Here is a 21150-nt window from a genome sequence, read left to right as displayed (position 1 = left end):
AATCCGTTTAAAAAATCAGAATTTACTAATTCAAAACCTTCTTTACTACTAAATGCTTTTTCCTCCCCCAACCCCTCCAAAGGAGGGGAGATAAGACGGAATATATTTTTAATTTCAGGCATTCCAAGTTGACCTTTAAAGAAATTTGCGAAAGCATAATCTCGTTCGTCTCCACATGGAACTGCCATAACTGCGCCAGTTCCGTAACCTGCCAAAACGTAATCGCCAATCCAAACCGGGATGGGTTCTTTGGTAAACGGATGTTCGGCAAACGCACCAGTGAAAACTCCTGAAATAGTTTTTACATCGGCCATTCTTTCTCTTTCGGAACGTTTTGCAGTGGCTTCAACATAAGAATCAACGGCAACTTTTTGTTCTGGTGTTGTGATTTGTGAAACCAATTCGTGTTCTGGTGCCAAAGTCATGAATGTTACTCCGAAAATGGTGTCTGGTCTTGTTGTGAAGACTTCTATAAATATCCCCTCCCCAACCCTCCCCAAAGAGGAGGGAGCCGAAGCTGGAAAAGATTCTATAGATTTTAATTCAGATTCTATTTTAGTTAGAACTTCTGATATTTGTTTGTTTACCTCATCATTTGAAAAACGAATTACTTTAAAATTATGTTTTTGTTCTAATTCTAAAGTTCTTTCATTATCAAGTTCAATCTGTTCTTTAGTGTTATGATATTCTCCATCTACCTCAACAATCAATCTTTTTTCTAAACAAACAAAATCAACTATATATTTTCCAATTAAATGTTGTCTTCTAAAACGAACATCTAATTTTTCTCTACGTAAATTATCCCAAAGAATAGCTTCCGAAAGTGTTGGTTCTTTTCGCATTTCTTTAGCATAAATAAGTAAATTTTTTGCTATTGAAGCATCACCTGTTAAATATTTTGGATTCGATTTTATAGAAGTTTTAGCTCCCTCTCCCTCGACTGCGCAGGGGATGACATTAAACTTAACCGAAGAGCCAACTGATTTTCCAATCCAATTTCGTTGCGATTCTTTTATCGATTCGCTCCAATCTATGGTATCTAAACCTTGCAATAATCTTTCGGCATAAGCAGAAATTCGCATTGACCATTGTGTCATTTTTTTTCGAATCACAGGATGACCACCACGTTCCGAAACTCCGTTTACAATTTCATCGTTTGCCAAAACTGTTCCTAATGCAGCACACCAATTTACTTCGGTTTCTGCTAAATAGGTTAATCGGTATTTTAATAAGATTTGTTGTTTTTTCTCATCAGAATAAAAACTCCAATCTGACGGAAAAAATATTTCAATAGAGTCGTCACAAACGGCTTGAACTGTTGCGTTTCCCGCCATTTCAAAAATGGTTATCAACGTTGAAATGTCTTCGGCTTGATCAGTTTTTTTGTTATACCACGAATTGAATAATTGTATAAAAATCCATTGTGTATGTTTGTAATAATCGGCATTTGAAGTGCGTACTTCTCTACTCCAATCAAATGAAAATCCGATTCTATCCAACTGTTCACGATAACGTGCTATATTTTCGCGCGTGGTTTTTTCAGGATGTTGACCCGTTTGAATTGCATATTGTTCGGCTGGCAAACCAAACGAATCGTAACCTTGCGGATGCAACACATTAAAACCTTTGTGACGTTTGTATCTGGCAACAATATCGGAAGCGATATAACCTAGCGGATGACCAACGTGTAAACCTGCTCCAGATGGATATGGGAACATGTCGAGGACATAATATTTTGGTTGATAGTTTCCAGTTGATGGTTGCTGGGCTTTGAAGGTGTGGTTTACTGCCCAATATTTTTGCCACTTGGCTTCGATTTTTTCGTGATGGTATTTCATGCTGTACTATTATCAATTCATTTACTTTTTAGCCCCGATTGAAGCAAGTATCCTTTTTAAAACAAAGCGTCTCGACTGCGATTGACGTGACAAAAAGATACTGCGGAAAGCGGGAAAATGGTGGCCTGAATTGCGCTAACCATTTGCTTCAAAAAAAATTTGAGCTACAAATTTACGTTTATTATAATAAAGTTAAAAGTTTGTGGGTTATAAAGGGTAAAAACAATTTTCTTTATTATTTTTACCACATCAAATTTCAATTTATGTCAGACTCATTTGAAAAGTTTCAAAAACGTAGAGTGATTACATCTTATTTTTCGGTAGTGTTGAGTATTTTTCTAGTTTTGTTTTTGTTGGGGATATTGGGTCTTTTTGTTATTAATTCCAAACTATTGTCTGACAATTTCAAGGAAGAAATTGTGATGACTGTTTTTTTTAAAACCGAAGCGACAGACTCGGTGACCAATGCTTTCAACAGCGAGCTGAAAACCGCGAAATTTGCTAAATCTTTTGCATATGTTTCGAAAGAAAAAGCAGCAGAGCAACATAAAAAAATAATTGGAGAGGATTTTATGCAATTTTTGGGCGTGAATCCGTTGCAAAATTCGTTTGACATTCATCTGAAAGCTGATTTTGTCACTAATCCAGAAATTGCTAAAATTCAGAGTCGCTTGCGCCAAAACGATATGATTGCCGACATTGTTTATGACAAACAACTGGTGACTTTAGTAAACGACAATATCAAAAACATCAGTATGTGGATATTGATTATCAGTGGTTTGTTTGCCTTTGTTTCGGTATTATTGATTAATAGTTCGTTGCGATTGTCTATATATGCCAACCGATTTATCATTAAAACAATGCAAATGGTTGGGGCAACCAAATCGTTTATCAGAAAACCGTTTATACAAAGAAGTGTGATTTTAGGATTGATAGGTGCAGTATTGGCAATTGTAGCATTGCTTGGAGTTTTGATATATCTTCAAACGAGTTTTCCAAATTTAGGAATTATCGAAAACAAACTGGCTATTGGGACGGTGTTATTAGGTGTTTTGGTTTTGGGAGTTGTAATAACTTTTATCAGCACTTATTTTGCTACGCAACGCTTTTTGAATTTGAGAACTGATGATCTTTATTAGTAGTAAAAAAAACAAATCTTCAGCAGCGATGCTGAAATAAATTCAGCATAAATGAAAAACAACGAGCAAAAACCCGATTTTCTTTTTGATAAAGTGAATTATAAAATATTATTGATTGGCATTGTGGTGATTGCCCTTGGGTTTATCTTGATGAGTGGTGGCGGTAGTGATAACCCAAAAGTTTTTAGCGAAGATATTTTTAGTTTTAGGAGAATCCGTTTGGCACCAACCATTGTTTTGATTGGGTTTGGCATTATTATTTTTTCAATATTTAAAAAAAATAAATCATAATAATGGATTATTTTCAAGCTGTTATTTTAGCAATTATTGAGGGAATCACAGAATTTTTGCCAATTTCTTCTACTGGTCATATGGTGATTGCTTCCTCTTTGATGGGAATTGCTAAAGATGATTTTACCAAACTATTTGAGATTGTAATTCAATTAGCTGCTATTCTCTCGGTGGTGGTAATTTATTGGAGAAAGTTTTTTGATTTTACAAGAATTCAGTTTTACATCAAATTAATCATTGCTGTTATTCCTGCACTAATTATAGGTGGCTTTTTCAAAAAACATATTGAAGCCATGTTAGAAACTCCCATCTTTATAGCGATTATTATGGTTGTTGGAGGGATTATTTTATTATTTGTTGATCAATGGTTCAAAAAACCAACCATTGTTGACGAAAATGAAATTAGTAATAAAAAGGCATTGACCATAGGTTTCTACCAAACACTAGCCGTTATTTTTCCGGGTTTAAGCCGAAGCGCTGCGACAATTATTGGCGGAATGCAACAAGGCTTGACAAGAAAAATGGCAGCCGAATTTTCTTTCTTCCTTGCTGTACCTACAATGATGGCTGCAACAATAAAAAGTATTTATGATGTTTACAAAGATTCTCCAGAAGTTTTAAGCACTAATAATTTTAGAATTTTAGCGGTCGGAAATATCATAGCTTTCGTTGTTGCTTATGCTTCAATCAAATTTTTCATCAACTTTTTGACTAAAAACGGATTCAAATTATTTGGATATTATAGAATTGTACTGGGAGTAACCATTGTAGTTGTTAATTATTTTCATCCTTTGTTTGTTTTTTAATGACAGCCGAAAATTATTTAGACGGTCAAATACTACTGATAGACAAACCGTTAACATGGTCCTCGTTTCAAGCGGTTAACAAATTGAAATACACTTTAAAAAGAAAATACAATCTTCCAAAAAAATTTAAAATTGGTCATGCTGGAACTTTAGACCCATTGGCAACAGGTTTACTCATTGTTTGTACTGGAAAATTCACCAAAAAAATTACTGAAATTCAAAGTCAAGCCAAAGAATATACCGGGACTTTTACCATTGGAACTACAACACCTTCCTACGATTTAGAAACCGAAGTTGATGCAACTTTTCCAACCAACCATCTTACTGAATCCTTAATTCTTACTACTACAAAACAATTTATTGGCGAAATTGATCAAAAACCTCCCGTTTTTTCTGCTATAAAAAAAGACGGAGTCCGTTTGTATGAGCATGCTCGAGCCGGAGAGGAAGTTGAAATTGCTTTCCGAAAAACTACAATTCACGAATTTGAAATCACCCGAATCGCTTTACCCGAAATTGATTTTAGAGTCGTTTGTAGTAAAGGCACTTATATTCGTTCACTGGCTTTTGATTTTGGAAAAGCATTAAATTCGGGAGCGTATTTGTCGGATTTACGAAGAACAAAAATTGGCGATTATGATGTTGTTGATGCAATTTCCCCAGAAGTATTTGAGAAATTTTATTTCGAAAACTAAAATGATTACTTTCTCTTTTTTGAAATTATATTAAAAACAGAATATGTTTATATTTGCATCATAAAAAAAATAATGCCTCGAACAAAAGTGACAGCATTAAATAATTTGTAACCCATAAAAAAAGTCATGAAATACAAAAGAATTCTACTAAAATTAAGTGGCGAAGCGCTAATGGGTGAAAGACAGTACGGAATTGACCCTAAACGACTTGCTGAATATGCAGACGAAATCAAAGAAATTCATGATCAAGGCGTAGAAATAGCCATTGTTATTGGCGGTGGAAATATTTTTAGAGGAGTTGCAGGTGCTAGTAATGGAATGGACAGAGTGCAAGGCGATTATATGGGAATGTTGGCCACGGTGATTAATGGCATGGCATTACAAGGTGCTTTAGAAGACAAAGGAATGCTAACTCGTTTGCAAACAGCTTTGAAAATAGAGGCTATCGCTGAACCTTATATCAAAAGAAGAGCCGTTCGCCATCTTGAAAAAGGAAGAATTGTTATTTTTGGTGCAGGCACAGGAAATCCTTATTTTACAACTGATACTGCTGCTGTTTTGCGCGGGGTTGAAGTACATGCCGATGTTATTTTAAAAGGAACACGCGTTGATGGAATTTATGATTGTGATCCTGAAAAAAACAGCAATGCAGTAAAATATGACGCGATTAGCTTTGACGATGTTATTAAAAAAGGTTTGAATGTTATGGATTCGACAGCGTTTACTTTAAGCCAAGAAAATGCGTTGCCCATTGTTGTTTTTGATATGAATAAAAAAGGAAATCTATTAAAAATTTGTAACGGGGAAAACATAGGAACTGTAGTAAAGATATAAAGTTTATACGGTAAAAAGTTTATGAGGTTGTACTCTTAAACGAATTCCTAAAAAACTTATAAACTAAAAAAAATGGAAGAGATTGAATTTATTTTAGACAGTACAAAAGAATCGATGCTTGGTTCGATTGCACATTTAGAAAAAGAATTTTTAAATATCAGAGCCGGGAAAGCTTCCCCACAAATGCTCGGAAGTGTTTTTGTTGATTACTATGGTTCGCAAACGCCGCTTTCTCAAGTTTCAAATGTAAATGTTCCCGATGCGCGAACTATAACAATCCAGCCCTACGAAAAAAACATGTTGCATACTATAGAAAAGGCTATCATGATTGCCAATCTTGGTTTTAATCCAATGAATAATGGAGAAAATATTATCATAAATGTTCCAGCCTTAACCGAAGAACGAAGACGCGATTTAGTAAAACAAGCTAAAGCGGAAGCGGAAGACGCAAAAATTGGTATAAGAAACGCTCGTAAAGATGCCAATACTGACATTAAAAAGCTTGAAAAAGAAGGGACTTCTGAAGACATCTGCAAAACTGCCGAAGACGATGTTCAAAAGCTAACGGATAGTTTTATTAAAAAGATAGAAGAACATTTGATGCTTAAAGAAGCCGAAATTATGAAAGTATAACTAGATTAATTCCCAATTAAGTCCGTCTTATTTAAAAATTATAAGACGGATTTTTTATTGCTATTTTTGTTATCTATTCTTGAATTGCCTTTCATGAAACTAGCAGCGATTTTATTTTTCTTTTGTTCCTTGTCACTTCAAGCGCAATTTCAAATTAGTGGTATTATAAAAGATACCAATACCAAAAAAGTGCTTCCGTTTGCGTCAATAACTGACACACATGGATTTTCGACAATTGCCGAAGCTGATGGTAAATTTAATTTCATAACAAATTCACAATCAGAAATTTTAACAATTTCGTATATAGGTTATGAACCCAAAACCATTACAACATTAGAGACAAAATCTTTTTTTACTATTTATCTTTTGCCTAAAACAGTTGCTTTAGAAGAAGTTGCCATTTCAAATACAACTTTAGCAAATGCCATTATTGCCAAAGTAATTTTAAAAAAACAAAACAATAATCCTCAAAAAAAGTTTCGGACTTTTCAATTCAAATCGTATAATAAAATACTAATAACGGCCAATCCTGACTCTATTATTGGCAAAATTGACACCCTTTTTGTAAATGCTGCCAATAAGGTAATCTTATCCAAAATTGATTCGTCTGATTATAAGTTTAAAAAAATTATTGATAAACAACATTTGTTTCTGACTGAAAAGGTGTCGCTATTTCAATTTGAAAAGCCATTATTAAAAGAAACTATTTTAGGCACCAAAATGGCGGGGTTTAAAGAACCTATCTATGAGTTTTTAGGTTTCAACTTGCAGTCATTATCTATTTATGATGAAAGATATGAGTTGTTTGAAACGAAATACAAAAGCCCTATTTCCAGAAGTGCGTTTAACGAATATAAGTTTAAAATACTTGATTCTACTTTTGTTGATCATCGAGAGGTAGTTGTATTGTATTTTAAAAACAAAAGTTCAAATGGATTAGAAGGTTTGCTTTATATTGATACTGAAAATTATGCTATTGCAAAAGCGGTGATGCGCATTCGAGGCATTTTGGACATTAAAGGAATTCATGAATTTACTTATTTACCCGAAGAAAAACTGTGGTTTCCCATGCGAAATAATTTTAAATTAGTGAAAGGAAAAAGTAAAGTCCCTACCAAAATTTTGGGCGGACGAATTGAGTTTGCTGCCGAAAATGAGGAAACTAACTCAAAAAAAACTGCTTCAGATTATACCTATATTTCATCAGAAATTCATGTTTTTGATTTGAAAATAAATCCGAATTTGAAAATCAATACCTCTTCAGTAAAAATAGAAGTTCAAGATAATGCTAATAATAGAGATGATGTATTTTGGAATCAAAATCGAGTGGATAGTTTAGACCGCCGAAGTGAAAGAACCTACACTGTTTTAGACAGCATTATCACCAAGAAAAAAATAGAAAAAAAAATCATATTCGGGCGCAGAGTAATTAATGGTTACGTTCCTTTTGGTCCTTTTGATTTTGATTTGCGGTATCTTTTAAGTTATAATAATTTTGAAGGATTTCGTCCCGGAATTGGCGGTATAACTAATGAAAACCTATCCAAAAAAGTAAGGATTGAAGGCTACACTGCTTATGGTTTGAAAGATGAAAATATTAAGTATAATTTAGGAACAGGAGTTCGAGTTGGGAATTATTCTAACACCTGGATTGGTGGCTCTTACACGGATGATATTCGGGAGGTAGCGAGTACTATTTTTGCTACTGACAAAAGAGTTTTTAAAATTTACGATTCTCGACCCATAAATATCAGCACTTTCTTTAATTTCAAAACCTGGCGCGGATATATTGAAACCAAAATTATTCCAAAAACGGATACTATTTGGCAGTTTTCTCAAAGTTTTATTAATCCGTTGTTTAATTACGCGTTTAATTATAACGGGAATTTATATACCAGTTTTAACATGACCACCACGATGTTATGTTTGCAATGGAATCCTTTTAGCGATTTTATGCAAACGCAAAATGGTAAAATTGAATACGAAAAACGGTATCCAAAGTTTGCACTGCAGTTTACAAAATCATTGTCTAATTTTGGTAACAACGATTTTGATTTTGGTAAAATAGATGCCCGAATTGAATATGAAAAAAAATATTTGAACGGTCAGAAATCTGCATTTTTAGTTCAGGCTGGTTATGCTTATGGTGCGCTTCCATTGACACATTTGTATAATACATCGCCTAATAATTTGAACATCGACAAACTTTTACAACGAATAACCATTGCTGGCAAAAATAGTTTTGAGACTATGTATTTCAACGAATTTTTTTCGAGCGAGTATGTGATGTTTCAACTGAAACATGGTTTTAAAAGAGTGGAATTATTTAGTAAAGTGAAGCCAACATTAGTTTTAGTAACTCGCATGGCATGGGGAACTATGCAACATCCGGAGCGACACGTTGGTATTGACTACAAAACATTAGAACGAGGTTTTTTTGAATCGGGAATCGAAATGAATCAGATATACAAAGGTTTTGGATTGACAGGTTTTTACAGATACGGCCCAAACCAACTGCCTCGTTTGGAGGACAACCTTACTGTTAAATTTAGCTTTATATTTGATTTTGGATTTTGATCGAGCATTAGGTGCTTTTTAGACGGTTAATTACCATTTACAAATTAACAAAGTTTTATTAAACAGTGTATTTATAAACGAATCGTGGTTACTTCACTAATAAAAAATCTTTCAAATAAAACGGCTCAAAATATGCAACATCTTCAAAGTTGTTTTGAGTAAATTTTTCATAACTCAAAGCACTCATTTCATTGGCAGATGGAAAAACTATTTCGGTAATAAAATGGAAATTGTTTTTGGTTAAAACCGTTTTACATTTTTCCTGACAGTCACCTACTAAATATAAAGGTTCTGAACATTCAACATAACTGTTTTCGGTTAAAATTTCGGCTTTAACTTCTGTTATCCTGTCTAGAGTTCCATCGTAAACAGCACTATAAACTTCCATTCTTCTCGCATCAATCATTGGAATAATATAGCCGCCATCATAATCAATTACACTCAAAGCTTGTTTTGCCAAAACCTGCAATGTATCAACAGAAATTAATGGAATATCGAGCGCATAACACAATCCTTTGGCTGCAGAAACGCCAATGCGCAAACCGGTGTAAGAACCTGGGCCTTTACTGACTGCAATGGCATTTAAATCATCAAAACCAACACTAGTTTCATTTAGAATTTCTTCGATAAAAACGTGCAATTTTTCAGCATGAGAATAGCCTTGCGATGCTAATTCTTTATATAAAATAGTTTCTCCATTTTTTGCCAAAGATACCGAGCAATTTTTGGTGGCTGTTTCTATATTGAGGATGTACATTTGTAATAAGTTGCTGGTTTCAGACTGCAAGTTTACTAATTAGTTTTAATGAAATGTATTTCATAAATCTAAAACTATTTCGTTTTTTCAATTTTATTTTCGGAATCCTCTTTTTTTGTAGTCACTTTGTCTCCCGAATTTAAATCTTTGGTAACCGTGGTGTAAGGGCCAATAATGACAATATCTCCTTTTTTTAAACCCGAAATAACTTCAATATTAGTGTCGTCCTGTATTCCTGTTTTGACAATTTTGATTTTGGCTTTAATGCCTACTTTCACAAATACACATTCAAATTTCTTATCATTTTTGGAGACCACTTTTTTATCGGCACCATCGTCTTTAACTTCAATTTTGTTAGTGGCAGCAGTATCAGATTTTATCACGACAGCACTTATTGGTACCGCCATAACTTTTTGTTTACGGTTAGTAACAATGTCTACTGTTGCAGTCATTCCGGGTCTGAATGGCGAATAGGTTTGTGGTTTACCTTCTAACAAGTCTTGGTAGGATTCTTTAAGAATTCTAACTTTTACCTTGAAATTGGTTACCTGATCTGCAGTTGTAGTGGTGCTTGCCGAGTTAGAAATGCTAGTTACAATTCCTTTAAAATCTTTTTTTAAATAAGCATCCACTTGTATTTTGGTGCTGTCGCCAATGTGTATTTTTACAATATCGTTTTCATTTACATCCACTTCAACTTCCATATTATTCAAATTGGCAACTCGCATTAATTCTGTTCCCGTCATTTGTTGCGTTCCTAAAATTCGTTCTCCTAGTTCCACACTCAACTTGGATATAGTACCATCAGCTGGAGAATAAATAGTAGTTCTTCCCAAATTATCTGTAGATTCTTTTACCGTTGCCGAAGCACTTTGCACATTGTAATACGCTGATTCTTTACTGGCTTTAGCAACTTCAAAAGAGGCGATGGCTTTATCCCAATCTGATTTGGAAATAATTCCTTTGTCAAACAAAGTCTTGTTTCGATCGTAATTGGCTTTGGCTTCTTTGAAAGACGCATCCGCTTGGTTCAAACCTGCTTTGGTTCCCGAAAGATTAGAAACAGACCGTTTTAATCCCGAAGTATATAAATCGGGATTTATTTTTACCAAAAGATCTCCTTTCTTCACAACCTGTCCCTCTTTGACGGACAAAGCTATAATTTCGCCCGAAACCTGCGAAGATATTTTTACTTCAATTTCTGGCTGGATTTTTCCTGTTGCTGATACGGTTTCTACGATAGTAACTTCATCCGCTTTGGCTGTTTCAACTTGTTTGGCATCATCATTACCTCCAATAATACCTCTTGATTTCAAAAAAACAAGTGCAATTATCAGCGCAAATACCACTCCAACTAGGATATAAATTTTCTTTTTTGACATGATTTATTGTTTTTGAATGATTGGGATTCCAAAATAAAGTTCTACAACTTTCATTTTAAAAATGTAATCGTATTTTGCACGAATAGCATCGGATTGTGCCGTCGAATAAAGCGTTTGCGACTGATTGAAATCGAAAGCATTCATAATGCCCACTGCGTACTTTTCTTTGGCATAATTAAAAGCTTCTTGTCTTGCTTCTAAAGTGGCGGTTGAAGATTCATAGGTTTTCAAAGCACCTTTGGCATCGGTAATGGCTTTGTAAACATTGGTTTTTAAATCCAATTTGGCCTGGTCAAAAGCATTTTTTGATTTTTCGTAATTTACTTTACTTCTTTCTACATTACCTCTTGCCGAAAATCCATTAAAGATGGGAATTCTTAAATCTAAACCAAAATTATGTCCTTTGTTATTGCTGAACTGATCAAAAACTGGAGCTGCTTTACTAAAAACGGGTAAAAAATTGGGTTGCAAAACATTTTGTCCCGTTGTTTCAACCTGTCCTATTATAGAGGTTGGATTGCTGCTGTTGGGAATAAATCCAGAAACTCTGTCCGAATAACTTGCTCTGGTACTAAAACTGTAAAAGCCAGTCAAACTAGGCATCAATGCTCCTACAGCGATTTTCACATTTCGTTCTGCAATAGCTATATTGGCTTGAGCAATTTTGATTTCTACCCTTACCTGATTTGCCTTATCTACTATTGCTTGAGGTGTTTCCAACATTACCGCACTAGGCGTAACTTCTAGAGTAACATCGGCAACGTCAAAATTCTCAAAATCATCTAAAACTAACAGCTGCGCTAAACTTAATCGTGCAATAAGTAAAGTGTTTTCGGCAACTACTACTTTTTGTTTGTCAGCGGCGAGCGTTGCTTTCATATCCAGCAAATCACCTTTTGGCACTGAACCAGCTTCTACCAATTCCTTTGAACGATCCAATTGTTTTTCAGCAGTAGCTAATTGTGACTGTTGTACTTTCAAATTCTCTTTATTGAAAAGAATGTCTAGATAAGCATTAGCAACATACAATGCTATATCTTCTTGCATTTTGGTTAATTGATATTGTGATGCCATTTGAGAAAGCTTTGCTTTTTGCAAACGGTTGTAATTTTGTAATCCTTTGAAGATGTCAATACTAGAATTTAAACTTGCAGAAGTATATTGAATCGTTTGATTTTCTAAAAGACCAGTTGTAATATTTTGGTTTAAACCAATGTTGTAGGAATGCGAAGCCCCAGCATTGAGGCTTGGCAAATAACTGCCAATAGCAAGTTTCTTATCGATTGCGGATGCTTTTAAATCTAATTCAGATTGTTGGATTGAAATATTTTTTTTCAATGCAAAAGCAACACATTCTTGTAATGTCATTTGCTTGACTTGAGCCTGGCAAATGCATCCTGTAATGAATAAAGAGGTGTATAGAATTTTTTGTATTATAATTTTCATAACAAACAGGTTTCAAACCTCACTTTTTTATACTAACAAAGATATAATTTTATAAACTACACCTTTAGACATTCCTTTTTTGATAATGTTACACCATTTTATATTTTTTACTTTTATTTTTGTGAAAAAATATACCAAAATGATGTCCTCCATAAAATTATTGTTGTCTCTTGTTTTGCTTTCGTTTTTATGTACAGGTTGCTCGACTACTCAAAAAATTGAAGCTCTTAAACCACTTCCAACTGATAATGTGCCAATGGTTTACAATACCAAAACATCCTTCGTAAACATGCCATTACAAATTACTTTGAAAGAAATAGAAAACCAATTAAACAAGACTTTAAATGGCGAAATTTACAACGATTCCAATATGGAAGATGACAAAACCGCAATGAAAATTTCCAAAACTGCACCCATTCGATTAATCGAAAAAGATGGTAAAATCCAAACGGTATTGTCTTTAAAAATTTGGTCAAAATTCAAATATGGATCTGATTTTATGGGATTGAATGATACCAGAGAAATCAATATTAACGGAACAATCACAATGACAAGTGGTATAAAATTATCTAATTGGAAAATGTCAACAACTTCAGTAATTGACAATTTTCAGTGGTCAGAAAGTCCTTCAATACTTGTTGCCGGAAAAAATATTCCTATAACGTATATCATCAATCCGACACTTGCTGTTTTTAAGTCAAAAATTGCTAAAAAAATTGATGAAGCCATTGAGAATTCTTGTGATTTTAAACCTTATGTTTTGGATGTTTTAGAAAAAATGAGTGTCCCATTTTTAACCAGCGCGCAGTACCAAACGTGGTTCAAACTAATTCCTATTGAGGTTTATGTTACCGATGCTTTCTTAAATAAGAATCAAATCAACATGGATCTAGGATTGAAATGTAATATGCAAACCATGGTGGGTTTAAAACCCAAAAGTAGCTTTGATAGAAGTGTCATTCAGTTTAAAGCAGTGACAAAAGTTCCCGAAAAACTCACCGTGAATGTTGCGGCAATCTCAACTTTTGAAAGTGCTTCGAAGATTATTTCTAGTAATTTTAACGGGAAAAAATTTGCCTCTGGAACAAGAGAAATTATAATTCAAAATGTAGCAATTTGGCAAAAAGACAGCAAGATTATTATTGCACTTGACATGACTGGTAGTATCAATGGAACCATTTATCTTTCGGGTATACCCAATTATAATGCCGTTACCAAAGAAATTTATTTTGACCAAATGGATTACGTTTTAAACAGTAAAGGATTGTTGACTAGAACTGCTAATTGGTTATTGCAAGGAATAATTTTGAGAAAAATTCAGGAAACTTGTCGTTATTCTATAAAAGAAAATTTAGAGGAAGGTAAGAAGAGTTTGTTGCCCTATTTGAATAATTTCTCTCCTATGAAAGGTGTTTTTGTCAACGGAACGATGAACGATTTTGAATTTGAAAAAGTAGAAGTAACTGATAAAGCCATTATTGCCTTTATAACAACTACCGGAAAAATGAGCGTCAAGATTGACGGAATGGATTGATTTCCAGTAAATATTAAGGAACAAGCGTTTTGGGTTTTGATGATTGCCCTTTTTTATAGTACATTTTATAAATCACAAATCCCAGTACAATTACAATAAGATAAGGAATTGCCATCAGAAAAACGATACCGTTGTTTACTGCTTCTACTTTGGTTTTATTACCTTCACTTTCAAGAGCGGCACGACACATCGCGCATTGCGCATTGGTAGTAATAGAAAAAAAGAAGGCAAAAAGAAGCAAGAAAGGAATTTCCATAGTGCTTTTTGCCACTTGCTGGTTACTTTTTGATTTTTTAATTAACATAAAAAGGCGAAATCATTAAGTACACAACTACACCTGTTACCGCAACATACAACCACAACGGAAATGTGATTTTAGCAATTTTTTTATGCTTGTCAAATCGTGCTGCTAAAGCTCTTACATAAGTGATTAACACTAATGGAATAATGACAATAGACAACAAAATATGAGATAGCAAAATGAATAAATACACATAACGTAATGAACCTGCATTTAATTTTTCTTTGGCATCTAGGATTTTGTTTCCATCAACATCACCAAAAACGGTAGTATCTGCAGTCAAATGATAGGCAATATACATCACCAAAAAAACTACCGAACAAGCTATAGCCATGGTCATGAATCGCTCGTGTACTTTTCGGTTTCCGTTTTTAATAGCCAAAACGCCCATGACTAATAACAGAGCAGTTAAGCCATTAATAGCTGCATAAATTGGGGGTAAAAACGCGAGTGGTTCTACTTCGATGCCAAAATCTTTTAACTTAACCGAAAATAAAATAGCAACCGCAATAGGAATTAGTAGTGATACTACAATTATTGGGGTTCTAAAACTCTTTTCTAGCCCTTGACTATTGGTATTATTCATTTAGTAATTTTTTAATATCTTCTGTAATTGCTTTAACTCCCTTTTTTTCTAAACCGTCGTAATATAAAATGGGGTTTCCAAAATCATCTTCTCGGCATCTTATATTTCCTTTTTTATCAATCAAAGCAAAGAGTCCCGAATGTTCAAAGCCGCCTTTGACATTTTTATTTTCGCCTGCATACAAATTAAATCCTTTGTTGGCAATGTTAAAAATATAGTCTTTGTCTCCAGTTAAAAAATGCCAGTTAGTTGATTTTACACCCAATTTAATGGCATGTTCTTTCAAAACTTCGGAAGTATCATGTTCTGGATTTATTGAAATTGAAGCTATTCCAAAGTTAGGATTCCCAAAAAACACATTTTGAATATCAACCATATTTCTGTTCATAATCGGACAAATTGAAGGGCAAGTCGAAAAGAAAAATTCGACCAAATAGACTTTGCCTTTATAACTTTCGTTGGAAATTTTAACTGCGTTTTGATCAATCAGTTCCCATTTTGGCGCAGGTCCAATTTTTTTCAGACCAGTTTCGCCATTCTTGTGATTCGAAATAACGTCGAGTCGATCTCCTTGCACTACAGTGTTGCTTTTTATTCTTTCGACAATCCTTGGTATAAAAATAATTCCAAATACCAATATGATAAAAGATAATCCTATATAACCCTTATTTTTCATAGAATAATTCTAAATTTCTCTCGTAGCGTTATGGTTCTTTTTAAGCGCGGCACGGTATTCATAAATAATAATTTTCATATCATCCATCATCTTATTGTAAAGATCAGAAACATAAATCGTGCTGTAGCCTTCTTTATACTCTGGTGTACCTTTTTGATCTTGTCCTTTTCGTCCTCTCAAATTCCGCTTTTTATCCACTATAAATACATTTGGCGTGGCTAAAGTTTTGTCTAATTTACCAACTAGTCCTAAGCTGTTGTAAAAAGTGCTAATTTCATTTGGCGACGCAAAAACAAAATTCCATCCTTTGTTTGTGCCCAATTTTTTTATGTCTAATTTCAACATTTCCTGAACTTGATTTTGGGTTCCCTCTGGAAGTATCATTACCACTTGAAAATCTTTGAATTCTTTATATTTATCAAATATGATTTCATATAAATTGAAGAGGTTTCCTTTGTGTTTCATTACATCACTGCCAATAAACCCCAGAATAGTTATTTTATTGGTTAAAGCAACTGGTTTGTTGTCTAATGTTTTCCAAGAACTAATTTCTGGAATTTTTTTGGTTATGGTTGGTAAAGAAATAAAACTATTTACACCAGATGCAAAAAAAAGATAGGCAACTATAGGCAGCACAAACAGTACAAAAAGGACAACGTTTTTTTTCATTTTGAGTGCGACAAAGCGATATGCAAAAATAAAAAAATCCCGAGGTTATCGGGACGTTTTTTGAATTAATAAAGTGTTAAAAATTCCATTTAATGGTAGAATTTTTAAATATTTCAAATATGTAATCTGCTTCTACTAAAAGGATGAATAAAAGAAAGCATACCAAGAAGATAACAGTGCCGACAACTGCCCAACGCAACGTTCCTTTTTCGCCTTCCATGTGCATGAAAGCCCAAACAATATAATATGCTTTAAATAATGTTAATATAATAAATACCCAGTTTAATAAATTCATACCAATGAAATTATGCAGGTATAAAGGTGCTGGTCTAGTAATTCCTAAATACACCTCAACTGTGGTTACTACAGACAAAAGTGCAAAAACCATCCAAATTCTTTTTGTATTCGATACGTGCTCGTGTGTGTGTGACATGATATAAAATTTTCTAAAAAATTAAACTAAATAGAAGAATGTAAATACAAATACCCATACTAAATCCACAAAGTGCCAATATAGACCCACTTTTTCTACCATTTCATAAGTTCTTCTTTTTTCATAAGTTCCTAACACAACATTCAAGAAAATGATGAAGTTGATGATAACTCCTGAAAAAACGTGAAAACCGTGAAATCCTGTGATAAAAAAGAAGAAATCGGCAAATAATTTACTGCCGTATTCGTTGTGTTTCAAATTTGCGCCTTCGACAACCGTAAAAGCATTCGCAACCAAAATATCCGACTCTGTTCTGTTTAAAATTTCTCTGTGTTTATTATGGTTTAAACCCGATTGTAATTTTGGATTCGCTTTATCTTCTACAGTTTCTCTGTATATTTTTTCAGTTCTAATTAACAGTTCAGGATGTGCTTTGTAGCCCGCTTGAACCTCGGCAACTGAATACGTTGGAATTGTTTCTTCGTCTTCCATAAACCATTTGCCTTTACCTCTTGTTAGGGCTTCTCTTTGTCCCGGTAGTTTGACTGCAAAACTTTCTAGAGCAACTCTTTTCCCCCCTTTATCCACAAACTGGATAATACTTCCTCCTTTGGTTTCGACAGCACCATACTCACCATGAATGAAATTTTTCCATTCCCAAGCTTGTGAACCCACAAAAATTAAACCTCCCACTATAGTCAATAGCATATAAAAAGCTACCTTTTTTTGTTTCATGTGATGACCGGCATCTACTGCTAAAACCATAGTTACCGAAGAGAAAATCAAAATAAAAGTCATTAAAGCTACGTAATACATAGGTGCTTCTACACCATGCATAAACGGAAAGTGGGTAAACACCTCATCGGCTATTGGCCAATTATCAATAAATTTGAATCTTGAAAAACCATAAGCGGCAAGAAAACCAGAGAATGTTAAAGCATCCGATACGATAAAAAACCACATCATCAATTTGCCGTAACTTCCTCCCATTGGCTCATTTCCGCCTCCCCAAGTAGTTGAAGTAATATTTTCAGTAGTAACTGTAGCTCCCATAAAAGTTAAAAGTTAAAAAGTTCCCAAATTTAGATTTTTTTTCTTATCTAAAGAAATATAATAATAAAAACAAACAAATCCATAATAAATCAAGAAAGTGCCAATACATTGCACCTAGTTCAATTCCAAGTGTTTGAGTTGAATTGTATTTTTGTTTAAAATGATTATAAATTATGATTAATAAAGATATTAATCCTCCTGCAAGATGCACCAAGTGGACGGAGGCAATTACGTACAGAAAAGTAGTAGCAATATTACTCTCTGGACCCGTAAAAAAATAACCACTTTTCATCAACTGTTCAAAACCTGTAAATTGACAAAATACAAAGCCCATTCCTAAAGTGAATGTCAGCAAAAGAAATACTGTGGTAGCTTGTCGGTTGTCTTTTTGAATTGCTTTTTTAGCCAACAGAAACGTAACACTGCACAAAATTATAATTGCAGTGCTAAAATAAAAAGCGATTGGCAAATGAAAATCTTTTAACCAATCCTCTCTTGATTTACTGACTACAAAAGCACTTACAATCCCTGCAAACATCATCGTCATGCTTGCAATAGCAAATAACAAGAGCAATTTGTATGATCTTGCGGTTCTTTCTTTGTGTTCTTGAACACTCATTGTCATATCCATTATCTTAAAAATTTATCAGTTATGTATATTAATTGCAACAAAGATATATAAGAAACACTAACTAACATCAATGTTCTGGCAGCTTTAGAAGTTCTTAGCTGATATAATTTGACTGCATAAAAAATCATCCAAATACCAAGTAAAAATACCATTACCGCTGCTATTGGCGAAATAAATAATCTTCCAGTATATCCTAAACAAGGCAACATTGAGGCTACGAGTAACCAAACGGAATACAAAATGGTTTGTAACGCTGTCGAAGTGTCTTTTTTTCCCGTAGGTAGCATAAAAAAACCTGCTTTTTCATAATCTTCAAACAAGAACCAACCTATCGCCCAAAAATGAGGAAACTGCCAAAAGAATTGTATCAAAAAAAGGGTTCCCGCTTCAATTCCAAAATTATTAGTAGCCGCTACCCAACCTAACATAAACGGTATTGCACCCGGAAAAGCACCCACAAAAACCGAAAGCGGCGTGTATTGTTTTAGCGGTGTATAAACACTGGTATAAAGAAAAATAGAAATCGCGCCAAACATGGCCGACTTTGGATTAATTAAATACAACAATATCAAACCTATAATTGTCAACAAACTTGCAATAAACAAAGCATGATTTGAAGACATTCTTCCAGAAGCTACTGGACGGTTTTTAGTTCTGTCCATCAAAGCGTCCAAATCCTTTTCAATGACTTGATTAAACGCATTCGAAGCTCCCACCATACAGTAACCACCAACAGCTAACATTAACAAGGTGGAGATTTTTAAATCATGGAAATCAAGAACCCCAAGAAGATAACCAGCTATTGAGGAAAACACTACACTCACCGCCAAACCTGCTTTGGTGATTTCTTTAAAATCAATGGCAATTTTCTTTATTGAAAGTGGAGCAATAGTAGCGTTCATCAGTAGTATCAAAACTGCCGCAAAGGTACTTTATAGAAAACGATTTTACAAAAAAAGAGAGAGGTATATTTTGGTAATTTCAATAGTAAAAAGACACTTTAAAATTGAGTGTAACTTATCAAATTAAAATTTATTCTAATAATCAAAATACCAATTAAAAATATCACATCGTAATCCAATAGAAACCCAAGTAGTGCTTTCTTTATAGGCTGTAGCGGTTTCAGTAGTTGGATTAAAATTGCGGTAAATAAAACTTCCATAAAGTTTCAAGTTTGTCGCAGGGTTGATTAAATAACCTGCCTGCACATCTGCAATAAAAATGCTGGTTTTGTTTCCTTGCCCAATGACTACGCCAGTATCGTAAGGTCGATTATCATTATAACTTAAATAAATATTACTGCCATAATTATTGTTATCGATACCATTATTATAATCTAATCCGCGTTCTCCCATAGTAATTTTGGCATCTGCAAAATACCTGCCTTTATGATACCGCGCAATGGCAATAAATTCTTTTAAATTTCCTCCCCATTGATGTCCCAAACTTTGATTGCTATGACCATAATTGGTAATTGCTTCGCTGTGTGAGTACACGTATGGTCGTACTTGATTATATTCTACTTGCAATAATAAATTTTTGATGTTGAATGCATTATAGTATTTGGCACCTACTTGATATCCAAATTTATTTTTCCAACTATTTTTACCTTCTTTAACATCCTTTAACGAAAATTCATCTAATAAAAATTGTCCGTAAAAATTGAGTTGATTACTCCATTTATATTTGGAAGTCAAGCCCAATAATGCATTTCCGCTTCTAGCCGAAGAAGTAAATTCAACAGTGCGATAAAAAATAATAGGGTTTACAAAACTCATGTCAAAGCCACGATTGTTTTTGTTGGTCCAAACCACCGATTCAAATAGTCCTAAATTCCAGCGATTAGTAATATTCAAACTCAAATAATGACTTGCTGCAAACTTGGTGGCATAGGTTCTATCAACGGTAACTTCGGGACGAACGTCCTTGAGCCAAGTATACAGATTGGTGTATTTTATTTTCCAAAAAGTAGTATTCAATTTTAGATAAGGGTACGGACTTGCACCATCGCTTAAGAGCAATGAACGATAGCCGTCGCCGATGAAGTTCTTTCCGTAACCCAGGTTTAAGTTGATGAATTTACTGGGCGTGTAAGACAAGTTTGCTTCTGCCATTGGGAAATCATACGCATCTGTTTTGAAATCTTTAGCAATTCCAATACCCGGAATTATAGCAGGATTTCCACCATCTGGTTTTATAGATTCGGCGTAGCGATTGAAATAATCTGCAAATCTTCCTTGACTTTCATATATGGTCGTAGTAAAATTTAACTCTTTTCCCAAGCCTCCATTAAACTGAATTCCTCTAGTATTGATAAAAGTGCTTTTGGTAACACTTGGATTGCTTTTTCCATATTGAAAATCAAAAATAGGGTTTAGCGTGAACCAATAATCTTCGCCTTGAATTTCGACAAGATTTTCATTCCATAATTTTCTACCAGACCATTCTTTGGTATTTTTTGCCAGTTTTTTATTTTCAGCTTCCAGGTCATAGTATTTTGAAACATCAGCATAGGAATAGGGCTTCGAACCCGTATGGTTGTTAGCGCCAACTTGATTCATTTTATCATCAAATTGGGAATAATAACTATGTGAAAACGGAAGGTTAATGTGGCTTTGTAATTGTGGATTTTCAAATTTTTTGAATTTCATATCAGTCAATTCATTTAATTCCTTTGTATTAGATTTATATACTATCGAATTTTTTTCGGCTAATGCTTCTGCTTCTTTTTGTTCTTGCAATTGTGCGGCGCTTTGCAAAGGAATCGAAATTTTTATGGTGTATTTGGCATATGTTGCATTTCCGTTATAGGTAGCAGGCTTTATTTTAGGAAGTTTTTCAAAAACTTTTTTGCTTTCTGCAACTAAAG

21 protein-coding genes are annotated in these 21150 nt (G+C 33.9%); 8 read left to right on the top strand and 13 right to left on the bottom strand.

Annotated elements, in window-relative coordinates; genetic code table 11:
- A partial coding sequence (locus tag Q0Q96_RS09435; protein ID WP_293874183.1) for a DUF559 domain-containing protein occupies positions 1-1838 on the bottom strand: 1838 nt, incomplete at its 3' end.
- A gap of 263 nt (positions 1839-2101) precedes the next feature.
- On the opposite strand from Q0Q96_RS09435, the gene Q0Q96_RS09430 reads away from it, so the two are divergent.
- From Q0Q96_RS09430 to Q0Q96_RS09400, 7 genes are all read left to right on the top strand, one after another.
- A complete protein-coding gene (locus tag Q0Q96_RS09430; RefSeq protein WP_293874181.1) occupies positions 2102-2977 on the top strand; it encodes a permease-like cell division protein FtsX in 876 nt (291 codons plus the stop codon).
- Positions 2978-3028: 51 nt separating this feature from the next.
- Complete coding sequence (locus Q0Q96_RS09425) at positions 3029-3268, top strand: DUF3098 domain-containing protein (RefSeq protein ID WP_293874178.1); 240 nt, start codon at positions 3029-3031, stop codon at positions 3266-3268.
- A gap of 2 nt (positions 3269-3270) precedes the next feature.
- Complete coding sequence (locus Q0Q96_RS09420) at positions 3271-4074, top strand: undecaprenyl-diphosphate phosphatase (RefSeq protein WP_293874176.1); 804 nt, start codon at positions 3271-3273, stop codon at positions 4072-4074.
- Positions 4074-4769, top strand: coding sequence for a tRNA pseudouridine(55) synthase TruB (gene truB / locus Q0Q96_RS09415; protein WP_293874174.1), 696 nt, complete (start codon positions 4074-4076; stop codon positions 4767-4769). Before Q0Q96_RS09420 ends, truB begins: the two co-directional genes overlap by 1 nt.
- A 126-nt stretch (positions 4770-4895) precedes the next feature.
- The gene (pyrH, locus tag Q0Q96_RS09410) at positions 4896-5603 is read left to right on the top strand and encodes a UMP kinase (RefSeq protein WP_293874172.1); all 708 of its coding nucleotides are present in this window, start codon (positions 4896-4898) and stop codon (positions 5601-5603) included.
- A 72-nt stretch (positions 5604-5675) separates the two neighbouring features.
- Positions 5676-6236 carry a ribosome recycling factor gene (gene frr, locus Q0Q96_RS09405; protein WP_293874170.1) on the top strand — a complete coding sequence of 187 codons (561 nt, stop codon included), beginning with the start codon at positions 5676-5678 and terminating at the stop codon, positions 6234-6236.
- 93 nt (positions 6237-6329) lie between these two features.
- On the top strand, positions 6330-8813 hold the full coding sequence (locus Q0Q96_RS09400; RefSeq protein WP_293874168.1) for a DUF5686 family protein: 2484 nt from the start codon (positions 6330-6332) through the stop codon (positions 8811-8813).
- Between the two features lie 88 nt (positions 8814-8901).
- Here the strand turns inward: Q0Q96_RS09400 and tsaB are convergent, their stop codons facing one another.
- The 3 genes from tsaB to Q0Q96_RS09385 all read right to left on the bottom strand — a co-directional run bounded on the left by tsaB (position 8902) and on the right by Q0Q96_RS09385 (position 12398).
- A complete protein-coding gene (gene tsaB, locus Q0Q96_RS09395) occupies positions 8902-9570 on the bottom strand; it encodes a tRNA (adenosine(37)-N6)-threonylcarbamoyltransferase complex dimerization subunit type 1 TsaB (RefSeq protein ID WP_293874165.1) in 669 nt (222 codons plus the stop codon).
- Between the two features lie 74 nt (positions 9571-9644).
- A complete protein-coding gene (locus Q0Q96_RS09390) occupies positions 9645-10952 on the bottom strand; it encodes an efflux RND transporter periplasmic adaptor subunit (RefSeq protein ID WP_293874162.1) in 1308 nt (435 codons plus the stop codon).
- 3 nt (positions 10953-10955) lie between these two features.
- The gene (locus tag Q0Q96_RS09385; RefSeq protein WP_293874159.1) at positions 10956-12398 is read right to left on the bottom strand and encodes a TolC family protein; all 1443 of its coding nucleotides are present in this window, start codon (positions 12396-12398) and stop codon (positions 10956-10958) included.
- A gap of 139 nt (positions 12399-12537) precedes the next feature.
- Here Q0Q96_RS09385 and Q0Q96_RS09380 point away from each other — a divergent pair, with 139 nt between their 5' ends.
- Entirely contained in the window at positions 12538-13932 is a 1395-nt protein-coding gene (locus tag Q0Q96_RS09380; protein WP_366069199.1) for a DUF4403 family protein, read from the top strand.
- A 13-nt stretch (positions 13933-13945) separates the two neighbouring features.
- Here Q0Q96_RS09380 and Q0Q96_RS09375 read toward each other — a convergent pair whose 3' ends face one another.
- From Q0Q96_RS09375 to Q0Q96_RS09335, 9 genes are all read right to left on the bottom strand, one after another.
- Positions 13946-14203 (bottom strand): hypothetical protein, encoded by a 258-nt coding sequence (locus Q0Q96_RS09375; RefSeq protein ID WP_293874156.1) that lies wholly within the window; start codon positions 14201-14203, stop codon positions 13946-13948.
- A 22-nt stretch (positions 14204-14225) separates the two neighbouring features.
- On the bottom strand, positions 14226-14819 hold the full coding sequence (locus Q0Q96_RS09370) for a DUF420 domain-containing protein (protein ID WP_293874153.1): 594 nt from the start codon (positions 14817-14819) through the stop codon (positions 14226-14228).
- Positions 14812-15495, bottom strand: a complete 684-nt coding sequence (locus Q0Q96_RS09365) for an SCO family protein (RefSeq protein ID WP_293874149.1) — start codon at positions 15493-15495, stop codon at positions 14812-14814. Before Q0Q96_RS09365 ends, Q0Q96_RS09370 begins: the two co-directional genes overlap by 8 nt.
- Before the next feature lie 9 nt (positions 15496-15504).
- Complete coding sequence (locus Q0Q96_RS09360; protein WP_293874147.1) at positions 15505-16164, bottom strand: hypothetical protein; 660 nt, start codon at positions 16162-16164, stop codon at positions 15505-15507.
- Positions 16165-16240: 76 nt separating this feature from the next.
- On the bottom strand, positions 16241-16597 hold the full coding sequence (locus tag Q0Q96_RS09355; protein ID WP_293874145.1) for a cytochrome C oxidase subunit IV family protein: 357 nt from the start codon (positions 16595-16597) through the stop codon (positions 16241-16243).
- A gap of 21 nt (positions 16598-16618) precedes the next feature.
- The gene (locus Q0Q96_RS09350; RefSeq protein WP_293874143.1) at positions 16619-17650 is read right to left on the bottom strand and encodes a cytochrome c oxidase subunit 3; all 1032 of its coding nucleotides are present in this window, start codon (positions 17648-17650) and stop codon (positions 16619-16621) included.
- Positions 17651-17693: 43 nt separating this feature from the next.
- Positions 17694-18281 (bottom strand): cytochrome c oxidase subunit 3, encoded by a 588-nt coding sequence (locus Q0Q96_RS09345; protein WP_293874141.1) that lies wholly within the window; start codon positions 18279-18281, stop codon positions 17694-17696.
- Positions 18281-19183, bottom strand: a complete 903-nt coding sequence (gene cyoE, locus Q0Q96_RS09340) for a heme o synthase (RefSeq protein WP_293874139.1) — start codon at positions 19181-19183, stop codon at positions 18281-18283. The genes Q0Q96_RS09345 and cyoE overlap by 1 nt, the downstream gene beginning before the upstream one ends.
- A 135-nt stretch (positions 19184-19318) precedes the next feature.
- Positions 19319-21150 (bottom strand): gliding motility protein RemB (locus Q0Q96_RS09335; RefSeq protein ID WP_293874136.1); only part of this gene is annotated, 1832 nt, incomplete at its 5' end.

Source organism: Flavobacterium sp. (assembly GCF_025352015.1).
Classification (GTDB): domain Bacteria; phylum Bacteroidota; class Bacteroidia; order Flavobacteriales; family Flavobacteriaceae; genus Flavobacterium.
This window is presented reverse-complemented; position numbering and strand designations above follow the sequence as displayed.

Bases quoted from the DNA above. Each gene is read 5' to 3' on its own strand.
- Q0Q96_RS09430 (WP_293874181.1), top strand. From the start codon at position 2,102: ATGTCAGACTCATTTGAAAAGTTTCAAAAACGTAGAGTGATTACATCT.
- Q0Q96_RS09425 (WP_293874178.1), top strand. From the start codon at position 3,029: ATGAAAAACAACGAGCAAAAACCCGATTTTCTTTTTGATAAAGTGAAT.
- Q0Q96_RS09420 (WP_293874176.1), top strand. From the start codon at position 3,271: ATGGATTATTTTCAAGCTGTTATTTTAGCAATTATTGAGGGAATCACA.
- truB (WP_293874174.1), top strand. From the start codon at position 4,074: ATGACAGCCGAAAATTATTTAGACGGTCAAATACTACTGATAGACAAA.
- pyrH (WP_293874172.1), top strand. From the start codon at position 4,896: ATGAAATACAAAAGAATTCTACTAAAATTAAGTGGCGAAGCGCTAATG.
- frr (WP_293874170.1), top strand. From the start codon at position 5,676: ATGGAAGAGATTGAATTTATTTTAGACAGTACAAAAGAATCGATGCTT.
- Q0Q96_RS09400 (WP_293874168.1), top strand. From the start codon at position 6,330: ATGAAACTAGCAGCGATTTTATTTTTCTTTTGTTCCTTGTCACTTCAA.
- tsaB (WP_293874165.1), bottom strand. From the start codon at position 9,570: ATGTACATCCTCAATATAGAAACAGCCACCAAAAATTGCTCGGTATCT.
- Q0Q96_RS09390 (WP_293874162.1), bottom strand. From the start codon at position 10,952: ATGTCAAAAAAGAAAATTTATATCCTAGTTGGAGTGGTATTTGCGCTG.
- Q0Q96_RS09385 (WP_293874159.1), bottom strand. From the start codon at position 12,398: ATGAAAATTATAATACAAAAAATTCTATACACCTCTTTATTCATTACA.
- Q0Q96_RS09380 (WP_366069199.1), top strand. From the start codon at position 12,538: ATGATGTCCTCCATAAAATTATTGTTGTCTCTTGTTTTGCTTTCGTTT.
- Q0Q96_RS09370 (WP_293874153.1), bottom strand. From the start codon at position 14,819: ATGAATAATACCAATAGTCAAGGGCTAGAAAAGAGTTTTAGAACCCCA.
- Q0Q96_RS09365 (WP_293874149.1), bottom strand. From the start codon at position 15,495: ATGAAAAATAAGGGTTATATAGGATTATCTTTTATCATATTGGTATTT.
- Q0Q96_RS09360 (WP_293874147.1), bottom strand. From the start codon at position 16,164: ATGAAAAAAAACGTTGTCCTTTTTGTACTGTTTGTGCTGCCTATAGTT.
- Q0Q96_RS09355 (WP_293874145.1), bottom strand. From the start codon at position 16,597: ATGTCACACACACACGAGCACGTATCGAATACAAAAAGAATTTGGATG.
- Q0Q96_RS09350 (WP_293874143.1), bottom strand. From the start codon at position 17,650: ATGGGAGCTACAGTTACTACTGAAAATATTACTTCAACTACTTGGGGA.
- Q0Q96_RS09345 (WP_293874141.1), bottom strand. From the start codon at position 18,281: ATGGATATGACAATGAGTGTTCAAGAACACAAAGAAAGAACCGCAAGA.
- cyoE (WP_293874139.1), bottom strand. From the start codon at position 19,183: ATGAACGCTACTATTGCTCCACTTTCAATAAAGAAAATTGCCATTGAT.